Origin of the sequence: Verminephrobacter aporrectodeae subsp. tuberculatae (genome assembly GCF_026127385.1) — a bacterium.
Taxonomy (GTDB): Bacteria; Pseudomonadota; Gammaproteobacteria; order Burkholderiales; family Burkholderiaceae_C; genus Acidovorax; species Acidovorax aporrectodeae.
Genome location: NZ_QZCX01000002.1, coordinates 1503990 through 1523531, shown reverse-complemented (window position 1 = coordinate 1523531; position 19542 = coordinate 1503990). Strand labels below are relative to the sequence as shown.

Genomic DNA, 19542 nt, shown 5'->3' with positions numbered 1-19542 from the left:
CAAAAAAACAAAGGGGTTGGGAAACGCGCGTCACCCGGTGGTGCTTGCGCGGGAACTGCTGCTGGTGAATGGGGAACTGGCGTCGTCTTGATCCTTCTTGCAACGGCCGTATGCCGTGGTGGACGGCGGTGTGCTGGCTGTCTTATGGTCCTCATGGCCCTCACGTCCCGGCCTGACAAACCGGGCGCTGCAGACACCATGCACCGCACCCGCATCCACCGGCCAAGGCCGCAGCTGCATGCCGGGCTCCAGTCCCTGGCTGGCTATTGCGCCCGCGGGCATCTCCAGCACATGGACGGCGCCCGGTCCGCCCCAGCTGCACCGCCAGGGGGCCAGTGCCGGTACTTGGCGCGTGATGCGGCCCCGGGTGTCGAGGTAGACGAGGTCCAACGCGTAGCGCATGAAGCAGCTGTGCACGCTGGTGCAGCGCGCAATCAGCAAGGCGCTGCCGTTGCCGGCCACCGTGCCGCGCGGGTCGCTGCGGCCCATCAGACCGATGAAGCGGCCCCAGAAGCCCCGGGCTTGGCGAATCTGCAGTGCGTGGTGCTCCGGCTGGCCCGTCATCACAGCCCCGCGTTCATGAATTTCATCGCGATCGGGAACAGCAGCACGATGAAGGTGCAGGGGAAGATAAATGCGATCAGCGGAAAGAGCATCTTCACGGGGGCTTCCATCGCCAGCTTCTCGGCGCGCAGAAAGCGCTCCGAGCGCCTTTGGTCGGCCTGCGCGCGCAGCACCGGCCCAAGGCTCATGCCCATGCGTTCGGCCTGGATCACGGCCATGATGAAGTTCGTCACGCTGGGCTCGTTCAGGCGCTCGCCCATGTCGCGCAGCGCTTCGGCCCGCCCCTTGCCTGCGCGCAGGTCGCGCAGCACGCGCTGGAACTCTTCGCGCACCAGACTCGGCGGGCCCTTGGCCACGGCCTGCGTGATCGCTCCCTGCATGTTCAGCCCGGCCTCGACGCACAGCGTGATGATGTCCAGGAAGAAGGGCATCATGCGCAGCAGTTCGCGCCGGCGCAGTGCGATGCGGTCCCGGATCCAGATCGCAGGGTAGATCCAGCCGAGCAGCGCACCGATGGCCAGGGCCTGCGCGTAGACGCCGCGGGGAACATGCCGGGGTTCGGCATCCGCGCTCGCGCCGATGGGCACTCCGTCGAAGCTGGAGACGATCCACCAGACCACCAGCAGCGCCACCAGCGCGCTGATGACGCGGCTGGCGATGAACTGCGCGGGGCTCATGGTGTAGTCCAGCCCTGCCTGGCGCAGCTTGAGCCGCATGGCCTGCACGGCCTTGCCGTCGCCGAGCTGCGGCGCCAGCAGGTAGCTGATCCATTGGATGGGCCACCAAAGCAGGCGAAAGGCCAGGGGCGGCGAGTCCTTGTAGCTGCGGTCCTCGGACGGGACGCTGGCCATCGAGCGGCTGAGCAGCCAGGCCACGAGGCCGGCACTGAGTCCGGCGGACGCGGCGATCAGGGCGAGGATCAGGGTGTTCGGTTCCATGGGGCTCAACCTAAACGTCGATGGCGACGATCTTGCGGATGATGTATACGCCCATGAACTCGAAGACCGCGATCACGGCCAGCGTGGCCCAGCCCAGGCGGGTGTGCCAGAGCATGGACATGGCTTGCGGCTCCATCTTGTTGAGGATGAGCATGAGCACCAGGGGCAGGGCGCCGACCACCCAGGCTTGCAGCTTGCCCTGCGCCGTCAGCGAGCCGATCTTTGCCTCCATTTGCAGCCGGCTGCGGATCGTCACCGAGGTGCGTTCCAGGGTTTCGGCCAGGCTGCCCCCGGTTTCGTTGGCAATGCGCATGGCCGAGGTGATGAGGACCGTGGTCTGCGTGGGCATGCGCCGGCTCAGGTTATTCAGTGCCTGCTCCAGCGTCACGCCCAGGCGTTGTTCGCGCAGCATGAGCGCGAATTCCTGGCTCAGCGGCGGGCTCGATTCGGCCACCAGCTGCGCGATCGCGCTGCTCAGGCCCACGCCCGCGCGCAGGCCGCCGCTGAGCATCATCAGCGCGTCGGGCAGTTGTTCCTCGAACCGGCGCAGTCTGCGCTTGCGCATTTGCTGGTAGAGGAAACGCGGCAGCAGTCCGAGCACGAAGAAGGTGGGTAGCGCGAGCAGTTCGCTGCCGCTGATGAGCCACACCAGCACGCCGCCGAGCGCCATCACCGCCAGGTTGGCGACGAACAGCTTGCGCGGATCGATGAACAGGAAGAACTCTGCCGCCTGGAAGCCCGCGCGCTCGGTAAAGCTGGCGCGGTAGCGCCGCAGCGAGGAGCTGCCGATGTCGATCAGCAGCCAGGTCAGCAGCGTGGTCGACAGGGCGACCACGGAGATGATCACGAAAAAGAGGGTGTCCGGCGCGAGGCTGCTCATGCTCTCTCTCTTTCTCCCGGCGCGTTGCCGCCGGCGCCGGCGGTGCTGGTCCCGGGGACACCGCGGAAGATGTCCAGGTCGAGCACCGCGCCGCTGGCACGCAGTTCGTCGTAGAAATGCGGCACCGTGTCGCAGCCGCTGAATTGCCCTTGCACCTTGCTCAGGCCGTTGGCCTGGATGGCGTAGCCCCGGTTCACGAAGGTGAACAGGTCCTGCAGCTGGATCTTGCCGCTTTCCATGCCGCTGATCTCGGTGATGTACGTGACCATGCGCGTGCCGCAAGAGAAGCGCGTTTGCTGCACGATGATGTCCACCGCGCTGGCGATCTGCTCGCGGATCGCCGCCAGCGGCAGTTCCATTCCGGCCATGAGCACCATGGTCTCCAGCCGGGCCAGTCCGTCGCGCGGGCTGTTCGCGTGCAGCGTGGTCAGCGAGCCTTCGTGGCCGGTGTTCATGGCCTGGAGCATGTCCAGCGCCTCGGCGCCCCGGCATTCGCCGACGACGATGCGGTCGGGCCGCATGCGCAGGGTGTTGCGCACCAATTCGCGGATGCTGATCCCGCCCTTGCCCTCGACGTTCGCCGGGCGCGATTCCAGGCTGATCAGGTGCTCGTGGTTGAGCTTGAGCTCGGCGGCGTCCTCGACGGTGATGACGCGCTCGCCGGGCGGGATGAAGTTCGACAGGATGTTGAGCAAGGTGGTCTTGCCCGAGCCCGTGCCGCCGGAGACGATGATGTTCTTGCGCGCCTCGACGCAGATGCGCAGGAAGTCGGCCATGGCCGGGCTGAGCGCGCCAAACTGCACCAGGTCGTCGGCGCTGAGCTTGCGCTTGGCGAATTTGCGGATGGTCAGCGTGGAGCCCTTGAGCGCCAGCGGGGGAATGATGGCGTTGACGCGCGAGCCGTCCTTGAGCCGCGCGTCGACCATGGGCGAGGATTCGTCGATGCGCCGGCCCAGCGGGGCGACGATGCGCTCGATCACGCCCATCACGGCGTGGTCGCTGGTGAAGGTCAGCGAATGCTTTTGCAGGCGGCCTGCGCATTCGATGTAGATCTCGTCGAAGCGATTCACCATGACTTCGGTCACCGTGTCGTCGCTGAGCAGTTCCTCCAGCGGCCCCAGGCCCACGGCCTCGTCGAGGATTTGCTTGCGCAGCGAGTCGCGGTCGAGCGGAGTCGGAATGTCGGCGTCCATGTCCTGCATGATTCTGGCGATGAGCTCGCCAGCCTCGGTGCGCAGGTGCTCGTCGGACATGCCCGAGACGTCATGGCGGCGCAGGTCCATGGTCTCGATGAGCTTGGCGTGCAGGCGCTTGCGCCATTCGAATTCGAGCGCGCGCAGGGATGGGTCCCGTTCGATCGCGAGCGGCGACGCCGCGTCGGTCAGCGTGTGCAGCGTCGGCAGGGAGGGTGCTGCCGTGGCAGCCATCAGGTCGGGTGGTGGTGCGGCGGCGCGGGTGCCGGGCGAAGGGGCCTTGGATTCGGCGCTATCGTGCCGTGCGGGCGCTGATGCTGATGTATGGCCGGGAATGGTTTCCTGGCCAAGCACGCGCAGTCGAAAGGAGCCGATGCCGATGGTGTCGCTGGCCTGCACGGGCCCGTACTGCGCGTCGATGCGCTGGCCATTGACGAGCACGCCGCCAAAGCTGCCGCCATCTTCGAGCAGTACGCCCGCCGGACTTTGGAGCAGACGCGCATGCTCCTTGCTGATGCGCCAGTTGTCCAGCCGCAGCTCGCAGTGCATGCCCTTGCCGATGGAGCATGTGTCCGGCACCTGCATGCGCTGCTGCTGGCCGTCCGGGTGGGTGATTTCCAGATCGATCATGGTGAAGTTGCATTTCCGTTGGTAAGGACCTGTGGGATGTGGAATGGGGCGCAGTCGGGTTACATGGACCTATTGGGCAGGGCCATTTTGTGAACCAATGCGGTCATATCGCTTTCAGAAGTCAGGCCCATAAACACCTTGGCGTCACCTTGCCGCGTGCGGTAGAAAAGCATCGGGGTTCCGCCACCAAGAGTAATCCATAGCGCTTCTGCGGAATTTAGAGCGGAACGCTCCGCCCGGGTGGGTTGCACGCCGGGTATTCCGCCCAGGCGCTGTTGCCGGTTGTAATTGGAAAAATTGAGTTGCAAATCTTCCTTTCGGCCGCCTCGCAGGCATGCCGCACTCTTGTCAAGACTGCTTTTCGAAAGATACGCAACGGGTATCCAGACGGACGGAAGATCATGAAATGGCTTGCCGTCAATCGGTATTGACCACAATTGAGCGCAGTAGGGACAGTTTGGATCGAAGAACACATACAGCGAGGGATTCGTCATTCCGGATTGCGTGGGTATCCCGCGCAAAGCCTGGGCCTGACTCCATACCTGATGCGGAATTTCCTGTGCAAATACTGGCCATCGGGGCAGCAAGGCAGCCATGCCGAGAAAGTGTCGTTTTTTTCATGCTCTGTACCAGTGGTCTCAAGAATCAGGTTGCTCTATAAAGCAGAACTCGGTGATTTTCTCTGGTGGATTTTTGGACCGCGCTGCCGCGCCACGAACATAAATATCGTTCCCTGACGAATAAACTGAATAAATATCGGGAATTGGAATGCCGATATTGGTTTTTGTGTCGATGGACGTCTGAATTGACTTTCCGTCTTGTGCAAGACGATGTATCAGTAGCTTGTTGTCGTTTGCTCCAACCCATGCAATATGGCTTCCGGCTTCCAGCAAGTATCCTTTGATGGAAGCAATTCCATTGCTTTGATGCAGTTTGGTGGACCACAGGATAGAGAGGTTTGCATCGCGTTTCTCCATGAATAACTGCTCGCCTATCCAGTAGCTGATGGCAATACCGCCATCTTTCAGCGCCGTTCCGATGGACGCTATGCCGTTGAGTGGTGTGCGCGAAACAGGAGTCCCGGTAGCGGAATATTCGCGCAATTCCGCGCCGGGAGATGCGCTCTGGTCCTTGCTGTCACCATGGCGGTTGAATAGCGCAAAAACACGACCACGGCTTTCAAAGACACTCGATACCTCGCCGTTGCCATCATTGGCTTGGCTCAATATTTTCCGGTTCTTGAGGTCAGCACTGAAATACATGAGCACGGGCTGCTTGTTCATACTGGCTCCTGCGATAAAGTACCCGGCCTTGGACGATGCGCTTGCCCAGATGACGCCCACGTCGCTCAAGGGCAGCGACTTCCTGATGCCTGACAGGTTGGCCTGCAACTGGACCATGCTCCATTCACCCAAAAAATTCGCTCCGATTACCAAGGCGTTTTGCCATACGGATTCGGACACTGGCGTCAGTGCCATATAGTTGTCTGGCATTTTTATTTTTCTTGTTTCTCCCTTGGAGCGGCAATCCATTCCCCGCATCACAAGAAAAGTCTCCACCGCGCTGTCTGCATTGAGTTGCCCGGCAGATATCCAAAAAGACTTTCCATCCTTCAGAATGATTTGTGCATAGGGTCGATCTGCTTGCTGAGGGGTCATACTTCCTACACCCAATTTTGCGCTTGCAGAATCGAGGGTTGTGGCGAGGACAAAGAGGGCGGCTGTGAATTTTGATTTCATGACTTGTATCACTTTCGATATTCGTGTTTACGGAGCAATGAGATTAAAATTACTCATGCGTTTCCCGGTATTCATTTCGGAGTATCCTGTTTTCCCGGGGACATAAGATCCACAGGTGGTGGCAATCCAATTTTGTCCCGACAGCATTGACAATATTGCTGGCGACGCAGGCTGAAAGCATCTGACCCAAAATATTTCAATCCCGTGTGCATGGTATTGGCCGCCGACAGGCAAGCATCATGGGTGTTGAATATTTGTTTTTTCGAACCCCTATCGAAAATCGTTGTATGATCTTCTGGAATCTTTGCACAAACAGCGCGCATGTTTGAGAGCATTTCATTATCACATGTCTGTTGATTGTTGGAATTACAAGTTTGGTAGCACTTGTCATGTTCTGAGCAAGCAGAAAGAAAACTGGATGCATTGCCGACGCCGCCTGAGCCGGCTCCTGTCGGATTATTCCTGTCGGCAAATATGAATGATCCAAAAAAGACTGCCAAACTTACGGCTTTCGGAGGCGTACTGCACCCATCAATGCAATAGGATCGAGCCGAACCATTCTGCTCAACACGCGCCACGGGATAATCATCACTTACAGAATGCTTTTGACCAACCTTGCATTGCGCCCACAATCCATCGGGCGTTGCGTGGCTTTGTTGCATATCCTCGCATTCTTTTGCGTAAATATCCCATTTGAAGTTCTTGTCCAGTTCCGTGTGTTGCTTCTCCCGAGGCTTGCTCTTTCCTGTTTTGGCATCTTTGACGCAGCACTTTGTCTCGGTGTTCATGTCTTTACCATTGCAGCGACTACCATCCAGAAAAATGCAGTTGTTTTTTTGTTCGTACCTTATTTTGGATCCTGCGTCCACAAAACACATATTTGCCGAGCAGATATTTGGCAAGGTGATCCGGGAGTTCGGAGTGCAGTCTTGTGTGACGCCACATTGCGCCCAAGATGCGCTGGCGATGAGAACCACCATCCATGCGATGGCTACCTTGAAGCAGAGGAGCTTGCTCATGGCACTACTACCGCGCCATGTGACGCAATAGACGTTGGTGTGCTGCGCTGGCGCACGATGAGCCTGCATCTCGGCTGGCGGACAGCGGCCACCCGTACGGGCTTGAGCGGGCCGTCAGGGTGGGTGATTTCCAGATCGATCATGGCCGGCTGCGGCTTAGAAAACGGGGAACAACCACTGGGTCTCGACCCAGCCGCGCCGCCCATCGACCTGTACCGCAGAGAACTGGGCCTGAGGGGCCTGGGGCAGGACCTCGACCTCGCTGCCCAGCGCCAGGCGTTGCAGCACGGGCGCGTTGACGTCGGGCGTGACCCGCAGCGCGAGCGCGTCAAGGGTGACGCGGTAGCTGCCGGGCGTGGGGTGGGCGTCCCCGCCGGCGGCTTCGCGCGCGGCGATGTCCTGGCCCTGCCGGGCCTGGCGGGCGTGCGCGCCGTCAGGCGGTGCAGCGGTGCTGGGCGTGTGCGCAACGGGTTGCAGGCTTGCGTCGCGCACCCAGCCTTGCAATGCGCCGACCGCGACGGCGCGCCAGCCCGGGGCGGCGGTGGCAGTCGGAGGCTGGTGCGGTGCTGCGCGCACGAAGCTGCCCTGGCCCAGTTGCAGCAGCACCTCGCTGCCGGCGTCGGGCCGGGCGTGCAGCACCAGGCCGTCGTGCACCACGCGCCAGTTGCTGACCAAGGGCTCCAGGGGATTTTTCCCTTCCGACAGCACGGCCAGTTGGTCGGGGTGCTGGATCGGAGCGGGGGCGGGCATGGCCGTGGCAATGCTGGCGTTGGCGCTGGCCACGGGGGCGGGCGCGAGCTGCGGCGGATGCGCGGGCGCGATGCCGGGCGCGGTCAGGAAGGGCTCGGCGCCGTGGCGCTGCTGGCGCAGGGTCTCGGTGGCGCGCTCGACGCGCTGCATCAGGCCGGGCGACTGGCTGTTGATCACCGTCGGGGTGACGAACACCACCAGCTCGGTTTCGTCGTTTTGAAAGCGCTTGGAGCGGAACAGCGCGCCGAGTATCGGCAGGTCGCCCAGAAAGGGAACTTTGTCGATGCTGTCGCTGGTCTTGCGCGACATCAACCCGGCCAACACCATGGTTTCGCCGTTTTGCACGTTGAACTCGGTTTTCGTGCGCCGTGTGCTCAGCGCCGGCCCGGAAACGGTTGAGATGGAGGAGTCTATGTGGCTGACTTCGCTGGTGATCTCTGCGCGGATGACCCCATTGCGATCCACGCGTGGCGTGATGTCGAGCTTGATTCCGTAGGGCTTGAAGAGGATGTGCGGTCCTTCCCTGGTCTGGACGGTGTAGGGGTATTCGCCGCCCGCGAGGAATTCGGCTTTGGCTCCATTGCGCGCCGACAGCTGCGGCTGCGCCAGGATGCTGGCCTTGCCCTCCTGGGCCAGCAAGTCGAGCTTGGCGCTCAGGCCCATATTGATCGCACTCAGGACGTTCAGGCCCCCGGACAGCGGAGTGAGCTCACTGCCGTCCGCGGAGGTGATGGGCGGCTTCTGGACACCGATGACCAAGCCTCCTTGGTGGCCACGCCGGCCGGGCGACCAGAGACCGGCAACGCTCGCGCCGCCCGTGGAACCCCAGCGCAGGCCGATTTCGCGCAGTTCATTCACCGGAAACTCGACGACCTTGACGTCCATCAGCACCATCTGCTCCCAGCCGATCTGGTTGGTGAAGTTGACGATCTGCGGATAGTGTTTTGCAAGGCCCTCGATCTTCTTGAGGTCGGTGTCGCCCAGGCTGTCGCCTTCGACGATGACCTTGTCGCCAATGACGGATGCCTTGGCGTTGGGGATGGTGCTCAGGAACGCGGCGATCTCGCGCGCATAGCGGCTGGTGTCACCGGGGACGACGTTGATCTTGACGCGCTGGTAGCGGCCCTCCTCGTTCCACACGAACAGCGAGGAGGTCCCGACCTCGTTGGCAAAGATGATGACTTCGCGCTCGTCGAGCGCGGCGGCCGTGAGCACCTTGCCATTGCCCACGGCAATGCGCGCGACGCCGGGGCTGGGAAAGACGCGCGACTCGCCGACGAACATTTCGATCTCGGGCACCTGGGCCTGGTCGTCCGGTTTCTGGATGGGGCGGTAGGGTTGACCGGAAACCGCCGCCGGAGTCTGTTTTTTGGCCCGCAGCGCCGGTGCGAAGCCGCCACGCGAGAGCGCGGGCGGCGCGGCAAGGTCCGTGGTGTCGGATGCTGGCTGGGTAGGTGTTTGGACCGGCGTTTGGGCGCCGGCAGACAGGGCCGTGGCGCAGGCCAGGGCCAGGATCCAGCGCAATGCGCGGCCTGTAGCGGTGATCGGAATGGTGCGATAGGACATGGGTGGGCGGAGAAACGTCTGCCTGGGGTTAGCTGAGGGGGGAGGTTATGGGGCCGCGCGGGGTGGCACGGCAATCACCAATACACCGGGGTTGCCCGGGGGTTGGTCTGGCTTGGGGTTGAAGGCCAGCAGCCCGGACGGTGGCGCGACCGGCGCGGCCCGCGTGGCCGGTTCATCGGCGCCGCCCTGGTTCGCGGCCTGGCGCAGCGTCAGTTCCTCGGGCTTGAAGTCGCTGCGGCGCCCTCCGTAGAGCACGGGCACCGTGCGGCCCGTCGAACCCGCGGAGTTGGCCAGGGACTGCACGTCGCCGGCGAGGCCCAGCAGCGCCGCCATCGCCGCACTGTCCTCCGCCAAGACCTGCGTGTCCTGCGGATTGCGCAGCAGCGCCGTGATCTTGCCGGCCTCGCGCGCAATGACCACGCTCTGTGCCTGCGCCTGCGTGGTGTCCAGCGTGACCGTGGAGTACTGCCGCCGCTCGCCGCTCTTGGGGTCGTCCACCACGCGTTGGCCGGTGGCCATGACCCGGACGTTTTGCAGCAGGGGGAAGGTGGTCTTTTTGCCGCCCTGCTCGAGCGTGAGTATCAGGTCGATCGCGTCGCTTGGCTCCAGCAGACCGGAGATGGAGTTGATCTCATCGACGTGCACGGTGATCGCGCGGCGCCCGATCCCGACGCGCGCGGAGAAACTCGGGGCCTTCTTGGTCTGCATGAGGCTCCAGAGCAGGATTTCGCCCTCCCTGACGTCGTGCTCGACGCTCTGGCCCTCGACGCGATCGAAATGCTCGGGCGTGATGGCGTTGGAATGCGCGTAGTCCACCGGAACATCGCGCACCGCCACGGTGTCGGTGGACAGGGCATCGCCCTTTTTAAGGCCCTGCTTGGCCACCAGCAGGGCGGCGGTCTTGCTCTTGGACCGCGCCTCGATCGCCGCCATATAGTTGCTCAGGTAGCTGCGGGCGCCCAAGGCGGCCAGCAGGCCGATCAGCAGCGCCACCCCAAAGAGTAGCCAGGTCTTGTTGGGCCGCAGCGCGGTGATTCGGGACAGGGAGAGTTTCATGGGACAAGTGGGACAAGGGATACGAAAGACATGGCATGCGCCCAAGCGGGCGGCTCAGATGGGCAGCGAAATGGCGAAGCTGAACTTTTGGTAGGCGAGTTGGAAGGCGTTGAGCAACTCGCGCAGCACACTGCTGTCGTCGAGCATGCCCACGCCGAGCGCGAAGGCCAGGGCCGCGCAGACCACGCCGTACTCCACCGAGGATTGGCCGCATTGCAATGCAGCGCCCCCGATGCGCCTGCGCACCGGCCTCGAAGGGACGACGCCAAATGCCTGGCAAAGCCGATTCCGCGCCGTCCCTGGCTTGGAGACCGCGTCCATGGGGTGCGCATAGCGCGGGGAAAAACGCCAACGATTCATGGCAATGACTCCAACTGGACACTGGTGAGTAGCACGATGCTGGTCTGGCCTTGCGCGCCGCGCGTGATGGTGGCCATGGCCTCCTTGCCCGGGCCGCGGAAGAGCAGGGTCAGGCCCGCCGCTTGTTCGGATAAGCCGGCGATGGTGTCGGTGGTGATGCTGCGCTCGAGCACGTAGCCCTGTTCGCGCAGGGCTGCGCCGAGCCGCTGTGCATTGAGCTGCTCGCCGTGCCGGTTCAGCGCCACGAGATGGGTCGCGAACCGGCCGTTGTCCTGCGTTTGCAGGTGGCTGGTAACTTGGGTGCCTGCCGGCAGCAGGCGGCGCCAATGGGCGACCGTCTCCCGGGTCTGCGGCTGCGGGGCACTGGGCAACTGCGTGACCGCGACCATGCCCCGGCTGCCCCGACCGTCGCTGCCGGGCTCGATCTGCACGGTCAGGTAGTACCCGCCCTCGGCGCGGCCCAGGATCTGCTTGCGACCCAGGCGGGTTTCCACCAGGGGCTGGCCCAGCGTGCGGCGAAACCACGCGGCGGTTTGCTCCGGAGCGGCCTCGGTGGCAAAGCCCGTCAGGCGCATGGGCAGGCCGTTTATTCCCAGTTGCTGGCCGACGCCGTAGCTCTGGGCCTGCGCGGGCAGGGCGACCTCGGGCCAGGGGGCTTGCGCTCTTGCGGCGGGTGCGCCCAGGGCCAGCAACAACAGGCCAAGGCACAGGCCGACGCGCTGGGGCAGGGGCCTGCCTGGCCGCGCAGAAGCGGCTCGCGCACCCGGCGGGCGCGGTAGTGGAAGGGCCTGTTGCATGGTCCTGAAGTCTGCTGTCGCGCGGGTTCAGTTCTTGGACTCGTCGGCCTTGAGCCGGTCCTCGGGCACCACGTCCTGCCAGCGTTCCAGGCGCCCGAATTGGGGGGCCGATACCTCCCCCAACTCGAAGAGCGGGATGACGATGCCCAGCGCCGCCTCGATCGGGGAGAACAAGCTGTTCAGCGGGACGAGCTTGCCAAAGCGGTCCATGGTCTGCTGCACCGATTCCGCGGCCCAGGGATCGATCAGCACGCTGGTATGGCGCGTGATGCGCAGATCGATTTTGTCGAAAGGCGTGTAGCTGACGATGCCTTCGGGCAGGTTGGCCAGGGGCACGGAGACGTTGACGCGGTAGATGCCCCGGGCCTGCAGGTCGAGCGTCTTGTGGTTCGCCAGGGGCATCAGGCTGAAGGGCTTGCCGTCGCTGCTGCCCTTGAAGGCCTGGTTGTGCGAGGGGGCCTCGTCTTCGCCGAAAGTGACCGCGACGTCGGAGAAGTTGCGGATCAGCGGCTTGCCCCGGGGGTCGGTCCAGAGCGGGTTCTGCTGGGTCTGGGAATCGTCGCCGGTTGCATCGCCGGTCCTGATGGGCGCGTCGGGGTTGCTGAAGTAGCGCCTGCGCACTTCCTCGGCCAGTTGTGCCTCGGGCTTGAAGTTGTTTTTTGCATCGTTGTGCACCGTGGCGTCGAACGCCGCGTAGCGGCTTGCCATATGCGTGGCATGGGCAATGTCCTGGTACTTGCCGATCATCGGCATCAGCAGGAACAGGCCGAGGACGGCTGCGGAAATGGTGAGGAACTCGACCAGCGCCTGGCCCTGCTGCGGCGCACCCCGGAAAGTTGTGCGGTTCATGGGATGTGCGCTCCCTGGAGCAGTTGCTGCGCCTGCACGTCGGTTTCGGAATGGACCAGGCGCACGCGCCAATAGGGGTTGAACAGGCTGGGGAGTTCGCGGGGGCGGCCCAGGGTCTTGCCGTAGAGGTTTTCGCGCTGATCGAATGGGCGCTCGAAGTACACCTCGGAGGTGGCCACCGCGGCCATGACGTTGCTGGCCACCTGGCTCTTGTAGGCGTTGATGCGGCTGTCGCTGCTGGCCCTTATCTCGCTCTTGCCGTCGGAGGTGCGCAGCTCGCTGCGTGCGCGGACCAGGCGCACGCTGAATCGCAGCGCGGGATCGCTCTTGTCCAGTTGCTGCTGGCTGAGATCGTAGTAGCTGGGGATGCCGCTGTAGCCCGTCCAGTGCGAGGACGATGCCATGCTCGACGCCTCCGGGTTGTCTCGGGCGCCGCCCAAGGAGGCGCCGGAATCGTCTTGGTCCTGGCCCTTGGGATGCGCCTGCTGCTCGCCATAGGCGATGGGACTTTCCCAGTATTTGCAACGCAAAAAGCGGGGGTACGCCTGCCACAAGGATTCGGTGTCTTGCGCGATCCACTCGTCGTAGTTGACCAGATCGGTGCCTCCACCTCGGCTCACTCTGCTTCTGCCAAGGGGCAAAAGACAGGTCGGAAATGCTGCATAGGAGTCCCAGTTGCGCTTGTGTGTGAATTCGTCGGTGTGTGCGGCATAACGGGCCAGTTCGGCCATGCGCTTGCGGTCCTGGCCGCTGTACTTGCGCGTGAAGCTGCCCCAGTCGTCGGTCAGCGCCGAGGCCATGCCCGGACCCAGGGGCTCTACCTGCACGCTGCCGTCATTGGCGTAGTTGGCCCGGGCGACGTCCTGCATCACGTCGGCGCGCAGACTCTGCAGATAGAGCGGGGCATGCAACAGGTTGTGGGCTTGCTGTATCGCCTTCTTGTTGAGTTCCACCGCCTTCACTACTTTCTCCGTCAGGTCCGGCACCTCCTTGGCTACATCTTCTATGTACTCGCCCAGATACTGCACGACGGCATAGCACATGATCGCGTACTTGGCGCCGTAAAGAAAAGCACCAGCTGCCGATGAATAGCCGCTTGAATCGAGACAGTGGGGGAATTGGCTTGGCAGGTTTTGCACGCGGGTTTCCGCGTACTGCGCCCACGATGACAGACTGACCATCTGGGCCACGAGCACCTCGTTGGCGACCAGTGCGCGGTTGCCGTAGGCGCTGAAGTTCAGCGCCCGTGCGTGCATCACGCCGGCGCTGTAGGCCACTGCATCGGCTGTGTTCACCAACTTGGTCTTTTCCTGGGACAGTTGGCCGGTGTTGAACAGGAAGAACAGTGCAGCCAGGGCGCCGATCACGACAAACATGCCGTAGATCAGCGCCTGCCCGCGCTGTTGCCGCCTGGCGGCTCTCCGCCTGCCATGTGGGACGATGCAGTGCATATGGGGCAGTTACTTACTTTTACTTGTTCTTGTAAGCGTCAAGGCCCTTCTCTTTGCGCTCGTCATCGGCCTTCTTGGCCGAGGTGCCGGCTGCAGTGATGGCTGTCTGCGCGGATTTGCCTGCAACTTCGTTGGCGATGCCCGACATTTGCGCCCGGATGGTCTCGCCAAAGGCCTGATAGACCGCGATGGCAGCGACCCCGATCAGCGCGACAATCACGATGTATTCTGTCATGCCTTGACCACGTTGTTGCTTCTGGGTTGCGCGGCGGGTGTTGGAGAGAGTGCGGATCATGCGAGAGCCTCCTGAGGTGGGTTGTGGATGAGAAAGAATAGCGCCTTTCCTGCGCAATCATACAGCGGCTTTTGCAATCCAGGAGTAACTTTTTTTCGAAGTCCCCGAGAGGGGTGTGTCGATGAAAGAAGTGAGAACAGAAGTCACAATGCAAATGTATTGCAACTTTTACAGACAAGGCGGGATTCTAAAACATGGCTTCCCGTAGCTCGCCCGCGCTTGGGTGACGGCGACCTGCCGTCCTTGCAGAGGCCCGCGAAAACGCGCATCTCGGGGCGGTAGACGCGAAGCGCCGCCAGCGCCTGCGTGGCGATGGCGGCGTTGTTCAGATGGAAAAACGGTTGCGCACCCTGGCGTGTACTGCCTGCGTACCGCCTGGGTTGAGCAGGTGCAATGCCGCGCTGGGGCGTACCTGCACCCTGCTCACCGACCCGGGTCTGCGCCCGGTATTTCGCCGGTATTACCCCCCGAGGGGGATGAACCCGGGGGCTGCTCTTTCAGAATCCGGCCGCGTCGGGCGCCGACTCAGCCGTCTGCCCTACGATGGACAGCGGCATGCGCGCCGCCGCGCCCGAGATGAAGGAGACGCTGCCGTCGGCCACGCCATCGGCGTCGAACTCCCCGCCATCCTGGATCGAGAAGTCCAGCCGCACCTGCTCGCCTTCGCCCGTCATCTGGCCGCCGTAGGACTCGCTGGCCAGATTCACCCAGACGCCGGCGCTGTTCAGCGCCCAGTACCCGTTGACGTCCGTATTCGGGTCCAGGTACAGGCTGAATTTCGCACTGTCGCCGGCAGTCTCCACCGTGGCAAAGAAGTCCGTCACCCCGATCGGCGTCTCCGCCCCCTCGGGGAAGTTGGCGGCCGCCTTTTGCTCCAGGTTGACGATGTGGGTGTTGCTGCCAGCGCTGACCTTGCCGTCCTGGCTGTCGGCGACCAGGGTGATCGGGGCCGTGGAGTCGCCGTCTTTCGCAACGGTCTTCGAAGCGGCTGCCGCCTGTGCGCTGTTCTGGATGCCGTCGCCGGTCACGGCACCCGGGATGCTGACGGTCCGTTCTTTCTGGGCGTCGGGAACGCTGCCGCGGCCCGCATCCGACCCCTCGGGGGGTGATGCGAGCGTGAGTTTGCCCACGGGCTGATTCAGTTTGTCGTCGCTGACCGTGTTTTGCTGCAAAGGGGAAGATGCCGGTGTGGACGCTGTGGTGTCGGACATGGTATTGCTCCTTGAAACGGTGGATTCGATGAACAGGGGTCAGTGGTTTGCACTGCTCCCCACGGTGGGCAACGCGCGGAGCGCGCGAGGTAACCCGCCGAAAACTGTATCACGGGTGACAAGTTGATGCAGCCGCTGCTGCTGCCCCCGGTCGCGCCCCCGAGGGGGATGGACCCGCCGGGGGCTGCTTTCAGAGTCAGCCCCCGCCGGGCGCCGGCTCAGTCGTTTGTCCCATGAGGGACAGTGGCATGCGCGCCGCCGCACCCAGAAAGGAGGAGATGCTGCCGTTGGCCACGCCGTCGGCGTCGAACTGCCCGCCATCCTGGATCCAAAAGTCCAGCCGCACCCGCTCGCCTTCGCTCGTCATCTGGCCGCCGTAGGACGCACTGGCCAGATTCACCCAGACGCCGGCTCCGTCCCTCACCCAATAACCGTCGATGTCCGCGAGACTGATGAGGGGGTCGCCCCCCACCGCGGTTCCGTCCCTCACCCAATAACCGTTGCCGTCCGTATTCGGGTCCAGATACAGGCTGAAGTTCGCACCGTTGCCGACAGTCTCCAGCGTGGCGACGAAGTTCATCAACCCGATCGGCACCTCCGTCCCCGGCCCCCAGGAGAAGCCGTGGGCCAAGTTTTGCTCCAGGCTGACGATGCGGGTGTTGTTGCCAGGGATGGAGCCACCCGGGCTGTCGACGACCAGGGTGATCGATGCCGTGGAACCACCGCTTGTCGCAACGGTCTTCGAAGCGACCGTAGCTTGTGCGCTGTCCTGGATGCCGTCTCCGTTGCCGTCGCCGGTTACGGCACCCCCGGTGCTGACGGCCCGTGCTTCCTGGACGTCGGAAACGCTGTCGTGGTCCGCGTCCGGCCCCTCGGGGGTTGACGCGGGCGGGAGGTCGTTCACGAACAGATGGACGAAGTTCGCCGCAGCGTTGCCCGCCGTGTCCTGCACCCCAGGGCTGTCCGCGGGTTTGACGTAGCTGACGATCAGCAGTTCGCCGTTGTTCACGGCGCGGCTGAGCGTCAGGGTGACGGTCTTGGTGTTTGCATCCACGGTGACGATCCCGACGCCGATTTCCACTCCCGTGGCACTGTGCACCGCAAAGCCTGCGCTACCGTACAGGATGGCCGCGTCCAGGCTGTTTTGTTCGGTGTAGCTGAGCACCAGTCGGTTGCCTTCGATCCGGGGGGCGTCAGCACCCTCCATGATGAGTTCGGGCGGCACGAGGTCGGGCACCGTGTCCACGCTGTAGGGGTTGCTCTTGGCGATGCCGTCTCCGGCGTTGCCCGCCAAGTCCCGCACGCCCTGCGTGTTCACGATGATGGCGTTGCCCTCCGCGTGGACGTTGGCCGTTGGCGTGAAAGTGGCGCTCCAGGTTTGGCCGTCTTCGCTGGCCGTCAGCGGACCCAGCGTGCCGTTGGCATGCGAGAGGTTGATGTCGCTGGCGTCAAAACCGGTGACGGACTCGCTGAAGCTAAAGGTGACGGTGGTGCTTGCGCCCACGGTGAGGGCGCTCTCGGCCAGCGTGATGGTGAGCGTGGGGCGCTGGACGTCGATGCCGTAGGTAACAGTGGAGGCGACCTTGCCCACGCCTGCATGGCCCGCAAGGCTGCGCACGCCGGCAAGGTTGACGCTGATCCGGTTGCCCGTCGAGTCGCGGACGTCGTCGGGGTTCGCGAGGATGTCCTCGATCCCCGGAGCCGTGAGCGTGACCGCCCAGGTGGTGCCGCCGTCGATGCTGTACAGGTCGGAGAGCTTCGCGCCCCCGGTCACGCCCAGATCGGCGAGGCTGAAACTCTTGGTATTGATGGCTTCGGAGAAGCGGATGATGACGGTGGTGCGCTCGTCCTGGCTCAGTTTGTCGTCGTGGATCGTGATCGGATCGGTGCGGGCCAGCGTGGGGCGCGCGAGGGTGTCCACGGTGTAGTTGGCGCTTCTGACGGTGCCGACTTCGGTGTTGCCCGCCCGGTCCTGCACGCCCTTCGTATGCACGCGGATGGTGTTGCTCGCGTCGTTGACGTTGTCCGTGGGCGTGAAGGTGGCGCTCCAGGTTTGGCCGTCTTCGTTGGCCATCAGCGGGCCCAGCGTGCCGTTGGCATGCGAGAGGTCGATGTCGCTGGCGTCAAAACCGGTGACGGGCTCGTTGAAGCGGAAGATGACGGTGGTGGTTTCCCCTGCGGTGAGGGTACTTTCGAGCAGCGTGATGGTGGCCATGGGGCGCTTGAAGGCAACCGGGGAGACGACCTTGCCCACGCCGGCGTTGCCGGCGAGGTCGGTCACGCCGGCGAGGACGACCCGGAGCTGGTTGCCCGTCAAATCGGAGGCGTCGGAGGGGATGTCCGTGCGCTCCGGGGCCGTCAGCGTGACCTCCCAGGTGATGCCCCCATCGATGCTGTGCAGGTCGGACAGCTTCGCGCCATCGCCCACGCCCAGATCGGCAAGGCTGAAACTGCTCGCATCGATGGCTTCGGAGAAGCGGATGGTGACGGTGGCGCTCTCGCCCGGGCCCAGCCTGTCGTCGCTGATCGTGATCGGATTCGTGGCAGCCAGCGTGGGGGCCGCGAGGGTGTCCACGGTGTAGTGGGCGCTCTTGGCGACGCCGCTTCCGGTGTTGCCCGCCAAGTCCCGCACGCCCTTCGTGTTCACGCGGATGGTGTTGCTCGCATCGCTGACGTCGTTCGTTGGCGTGAAGGTCGCGTTCCAGGTTCTGCCGTCTTTGCTGGCCGTCAGCGGGCCCAGCCTGCCGTTGGCGTGCGAGAGGTCGATGTCGCTGGCGTCAAAACCGGTCACGGGCTCGCTGAAGCGGAAGGTGGCGCTGGTGGTTTCCCCCGCAGTCAGGTGGCTATCGGCCAGTTTGATGGCGACCATGGGGCGCACGGTGTCCACGGAGTAGTTGGCGCTGGAGGCGTTGCCGCTACCGGTGCTGCCCGCATCGGTGCCCAAACCGGCGAGGTTTACGCGGATGGTATTCGCCCCGGCGCTGACGTTGGCCGTGGGCGTCAAGGTGGCCGTCCAGACCGTGTGGTTGGCGTTGGGCGTGAGCGGGCCCAGCGTGCCGTTGGCATTCGAGAGGTTGATGTCGTTGGCATCAAAGCCGTTGACGGGTTCGTTGAAAGTGAAGGTGACGGTGGTGGTTTCCCCCACGGTGAGCGCGCTGTCGGCCAGCGTGATGGTGGCCGTGGGGCGCACGGTGTCCACGGAGTAGTTGGCGCTGATGGCACCGAAGTTGCCCATATAGTCGCCTACACCGGCGAGGTTTACGCGGATGGTATTCGTCGTGTCGTTGACGTTGGCCGTGGGCGTGAAGGTGGCCGTCCAGACCGTGTGGTTGGCGTTGGACGTGAGCGGGCCCAGTGTGCCGTTGGCATTCGAGAGGTTGATGTCGCTGGCATCAAAGCCGGTGACGGACGTGCTGAAACGGAAGGTGACGGTGGTGGTTTCCCCCGCGGTGAGCGCGGTGTCGGCCAGCGTGATGGTGGCCGTTGGCCGCATGGTGTCCACGAAGTAGTTGTCGCTGGAGGCGCTGCCGGTGGCGGCATTGCCCGCGTCGTCGGTCACGCCGGCGAGGTTTACGCGGAGGGTATTCGTCACGTCGCTGGCGTTGGCCGTGGGCGTAAAGCTGGCCGTCCAGACCGTGCGGTTGGCGTTGGGCGTGAGCGGGCCCAAGGTGCCGTTGGCATCCGAGAGGTTGATGTCGCCGGCATCAAAGCCGCTGACGGGCTCGCTGAAAGTGAAGGTGACGGTGGTGGTTTCCCCCGCGGTGAGCAGGCTGTCGGCCAGCGTGATGGTGGCCGTGGGGCGCCGGACGTCGATGTCGTAGGTCACCGTGGAGACGGCCCGGCCCACACCGGCGTTGCCTGCGAGGTCGGTCATGCCGGCGAGGTTGACGCTGATCTGGTTGCCCGACGAATCGCGGGCGTCGGAGGGGTTGGCGGGGGAGTCCTGGACCCCCGGGGCCGTGAGCGTGACCTTCCAGGTGGTACCGCCGTCGGTGCTGTGCAGGTTGGACAGCCTCGCCCCCCCGCCCACGACCAGATCGTCGAGGCTGAAACTGCGCGCATCAATGGCTTGGGAGAAGCGCAGGGTGACGGTGGCGCTCTCGCCCCGACTCAGTTTGTCGTCGCTGATCGTGGTTTGTTGCAGATGGAAAGATGGCGCTCTGGCATCGGGCACGGTGTTGTTCGCTGCGCGCTTCGTATGGGCTCCCGTCATGGGTGCGGGCGCTGTGATGACGGACATGGTG

At 63.8% G+C, this 19542-nt stretch carries 16 protein-coding genes; all 16 read right to left on the bottom strand.

Annotated elements, in window-relative coordinates:
- Positions 1-30: 30 nt before the first annotated feature.
- Entirely contained in the window at positions 31-564 is a 534-nt protein-coding gene (locus D5041_RS14925) for a DUF192 domain-containing protein (RefSeq protein ID WP_265285052.1), read from the bottom strand.
- A complete protein-coding gene (locus D5041_RS14920) occupies positions 564-1502 on the bottom strand; it encodes a type II secretion system F family protein (RefSeq protein ID WP_265285051.1) in 939 nt (312 codons plus the stop codon). The genes D5041_RS14925 and D5041_RS14920 overlap by 1 nt, the downstream gene beginning before the upstream one ends.
- Positions 1503-1512: 10 nt before the next feature.
- Complete coding sequence (locus tag D5041_RS14915; RefSeq protein WP_265280831.1) at positions 1513-2382, bottom strand: type II secretion system F family protein; 870 nt, start codon at positions 2380-2382, stop codon at positions 1513-1515.
- Positions 2379-4205 (bottom strand): TadA family conjugal transfer-associated ATPase, encoded by a 1827-nt coding sequence (locus tag D5041_RS14910; protein WP_265285050.1) that lies wholly within the window; start codon positions 4203-4205, stop codon positions 2379-2381. The genes D5041_RS14915 and D5041_RS14910 overlap by 4 nt, the downstream gene beginning before the upstream one ends.
- A 59-nt stretch (positions 4206-4264) precedes the next feature.
- A complete protein-coding gene (locus tag D5041_RS14905) occupies positions 4265-4801 on the bottom strand; it encodes a hypothetical protein (RefSeq protein ID WP_265285049.1) in 537 nt (178 codons plus the stop codon).
- A 42-nt stretch (positions 4802-4843) separates the two neighbouring features.
- Positions 4844-5944, bottom strand: a complete 1101-nt coding sequence (locus D5041_RS14900) for a hypothetical protein (protein WP_265285048.1) — start codon at positions 5942-5944, stop codon at positions 4844-4846.
- Between the two features lie 71 nt (positions 5945-6015).
- Positions 6016-6963: a hypothetical protein gene (locus D5041_RS14895; RefSeq protein ID WP_265285047.1), complete on the bottom strand. Its 948-nt coding sequence runs from the start codon at positions 6961-6963 to the stop codon at positions 6016-6018.
- 156 nt (positions 6964-7119) lie between these two features.
- A complete protein-coding gene (locus D5041_RS14890; protein ID WP_265285046.1) occupies positions 7120-9279 on the bottom strand; it encodes a secretin GspD/PilQ domain-containing protein in 2160 nt (719 codons plus the stop codon).
- Positions 9280-9324: 45 nt separating this feature from the next.
- Positions 9325-10335: a Flp pilus assembly protein CpaB gene (cpaB, locus tag D5041_RS14885; RefSeq protein WP_265280968.1), complete on the bottom strand. Its 1011-nt coding sequence runs from the start codon at positions 10333-10335 to the stop codon at positions 9325-9327.
- 54 nt (positions 10336-10389) lie between these two features.
- Entirely contained in the window at positions 10390-10695 is a 306-nt protein-coding gene (locus tag D5041_RS14880) for a hypothetical protein (protein ID WP_265285045.1), read from the bottom strand.
- Positions 10692-11492 (bottom strand): hypothetical protein, encoded by an 801-nt coding sequence (locus tag D5041_RS14875; RefSeq protein WP_265285044.1) that lies wholly within the window; start codon positions 11490-11492, stop codon positions 10692-10694. Before D5041_RS14875 ends, D5041_RS14880 begins: the two co-directional genes overlap by 4 nt.
- Before the next feature lie 27 nt (positions 11493-11519).
- The gene (locus D5041_RS14870) at positions 11520-12341 is read right to left on the bottom strand and encodes a hypothetical protein (RefSeq protein WP_265285043.1); all 822 of its coding nucleotides are present in this window, start codon (positions 12339-12341) and stop codon (positions 11520-11522) included.
- Positions 12338-13792, bottom strand: coding sequence for a pilus assembly protein TadG-related protein (locus D5041_RS14865; protein ID WP_265285042.1), 1455 nt, complete (start codon positions 13790-13792; stop codon positions 12338-12340). Before D5041_RS14865 ends, D5041_RS14870 begins: the two co-directional genes overlap by 4 nt.
- A 19-nt stretch (positions 13793-13811) precedes the next feature.
- A complete protein-coding gene (locus D5041_RS14860; RefSeq protein WP_265280973.1) occupies positions 13812-14087 on the bottom strand; it encodes a Flp family type IVb pilin in 276 nt (91 codons plus the stop codon).
- A gap of 497 nt (positions 14088-14584) precedes the next feature.
- A complete protein-coding gene (locus D5041_RS14855; RefSeq protein ID WP_265285041.1) occupies positions 14585-15298 on the bottom strand; it encodes a choice-of-anchor U domain-containing protein in 714 nt (237 codons plus the stop codon).
- Positions 15299-15494: 196 nt separating this feature from the next.
- Positions 15495-19538: an Ig-like domain-containing protein gene (locus D5041_RS14850; protein WP_265285040.1), complete on the bottom strand. Its 4044-nt coding sequence runs from the start codon at positions 19536-19538 to the stop codon at positions 15495-15497.
- Positions 19539-19542 lie beyond the last annotated feature (4 nt).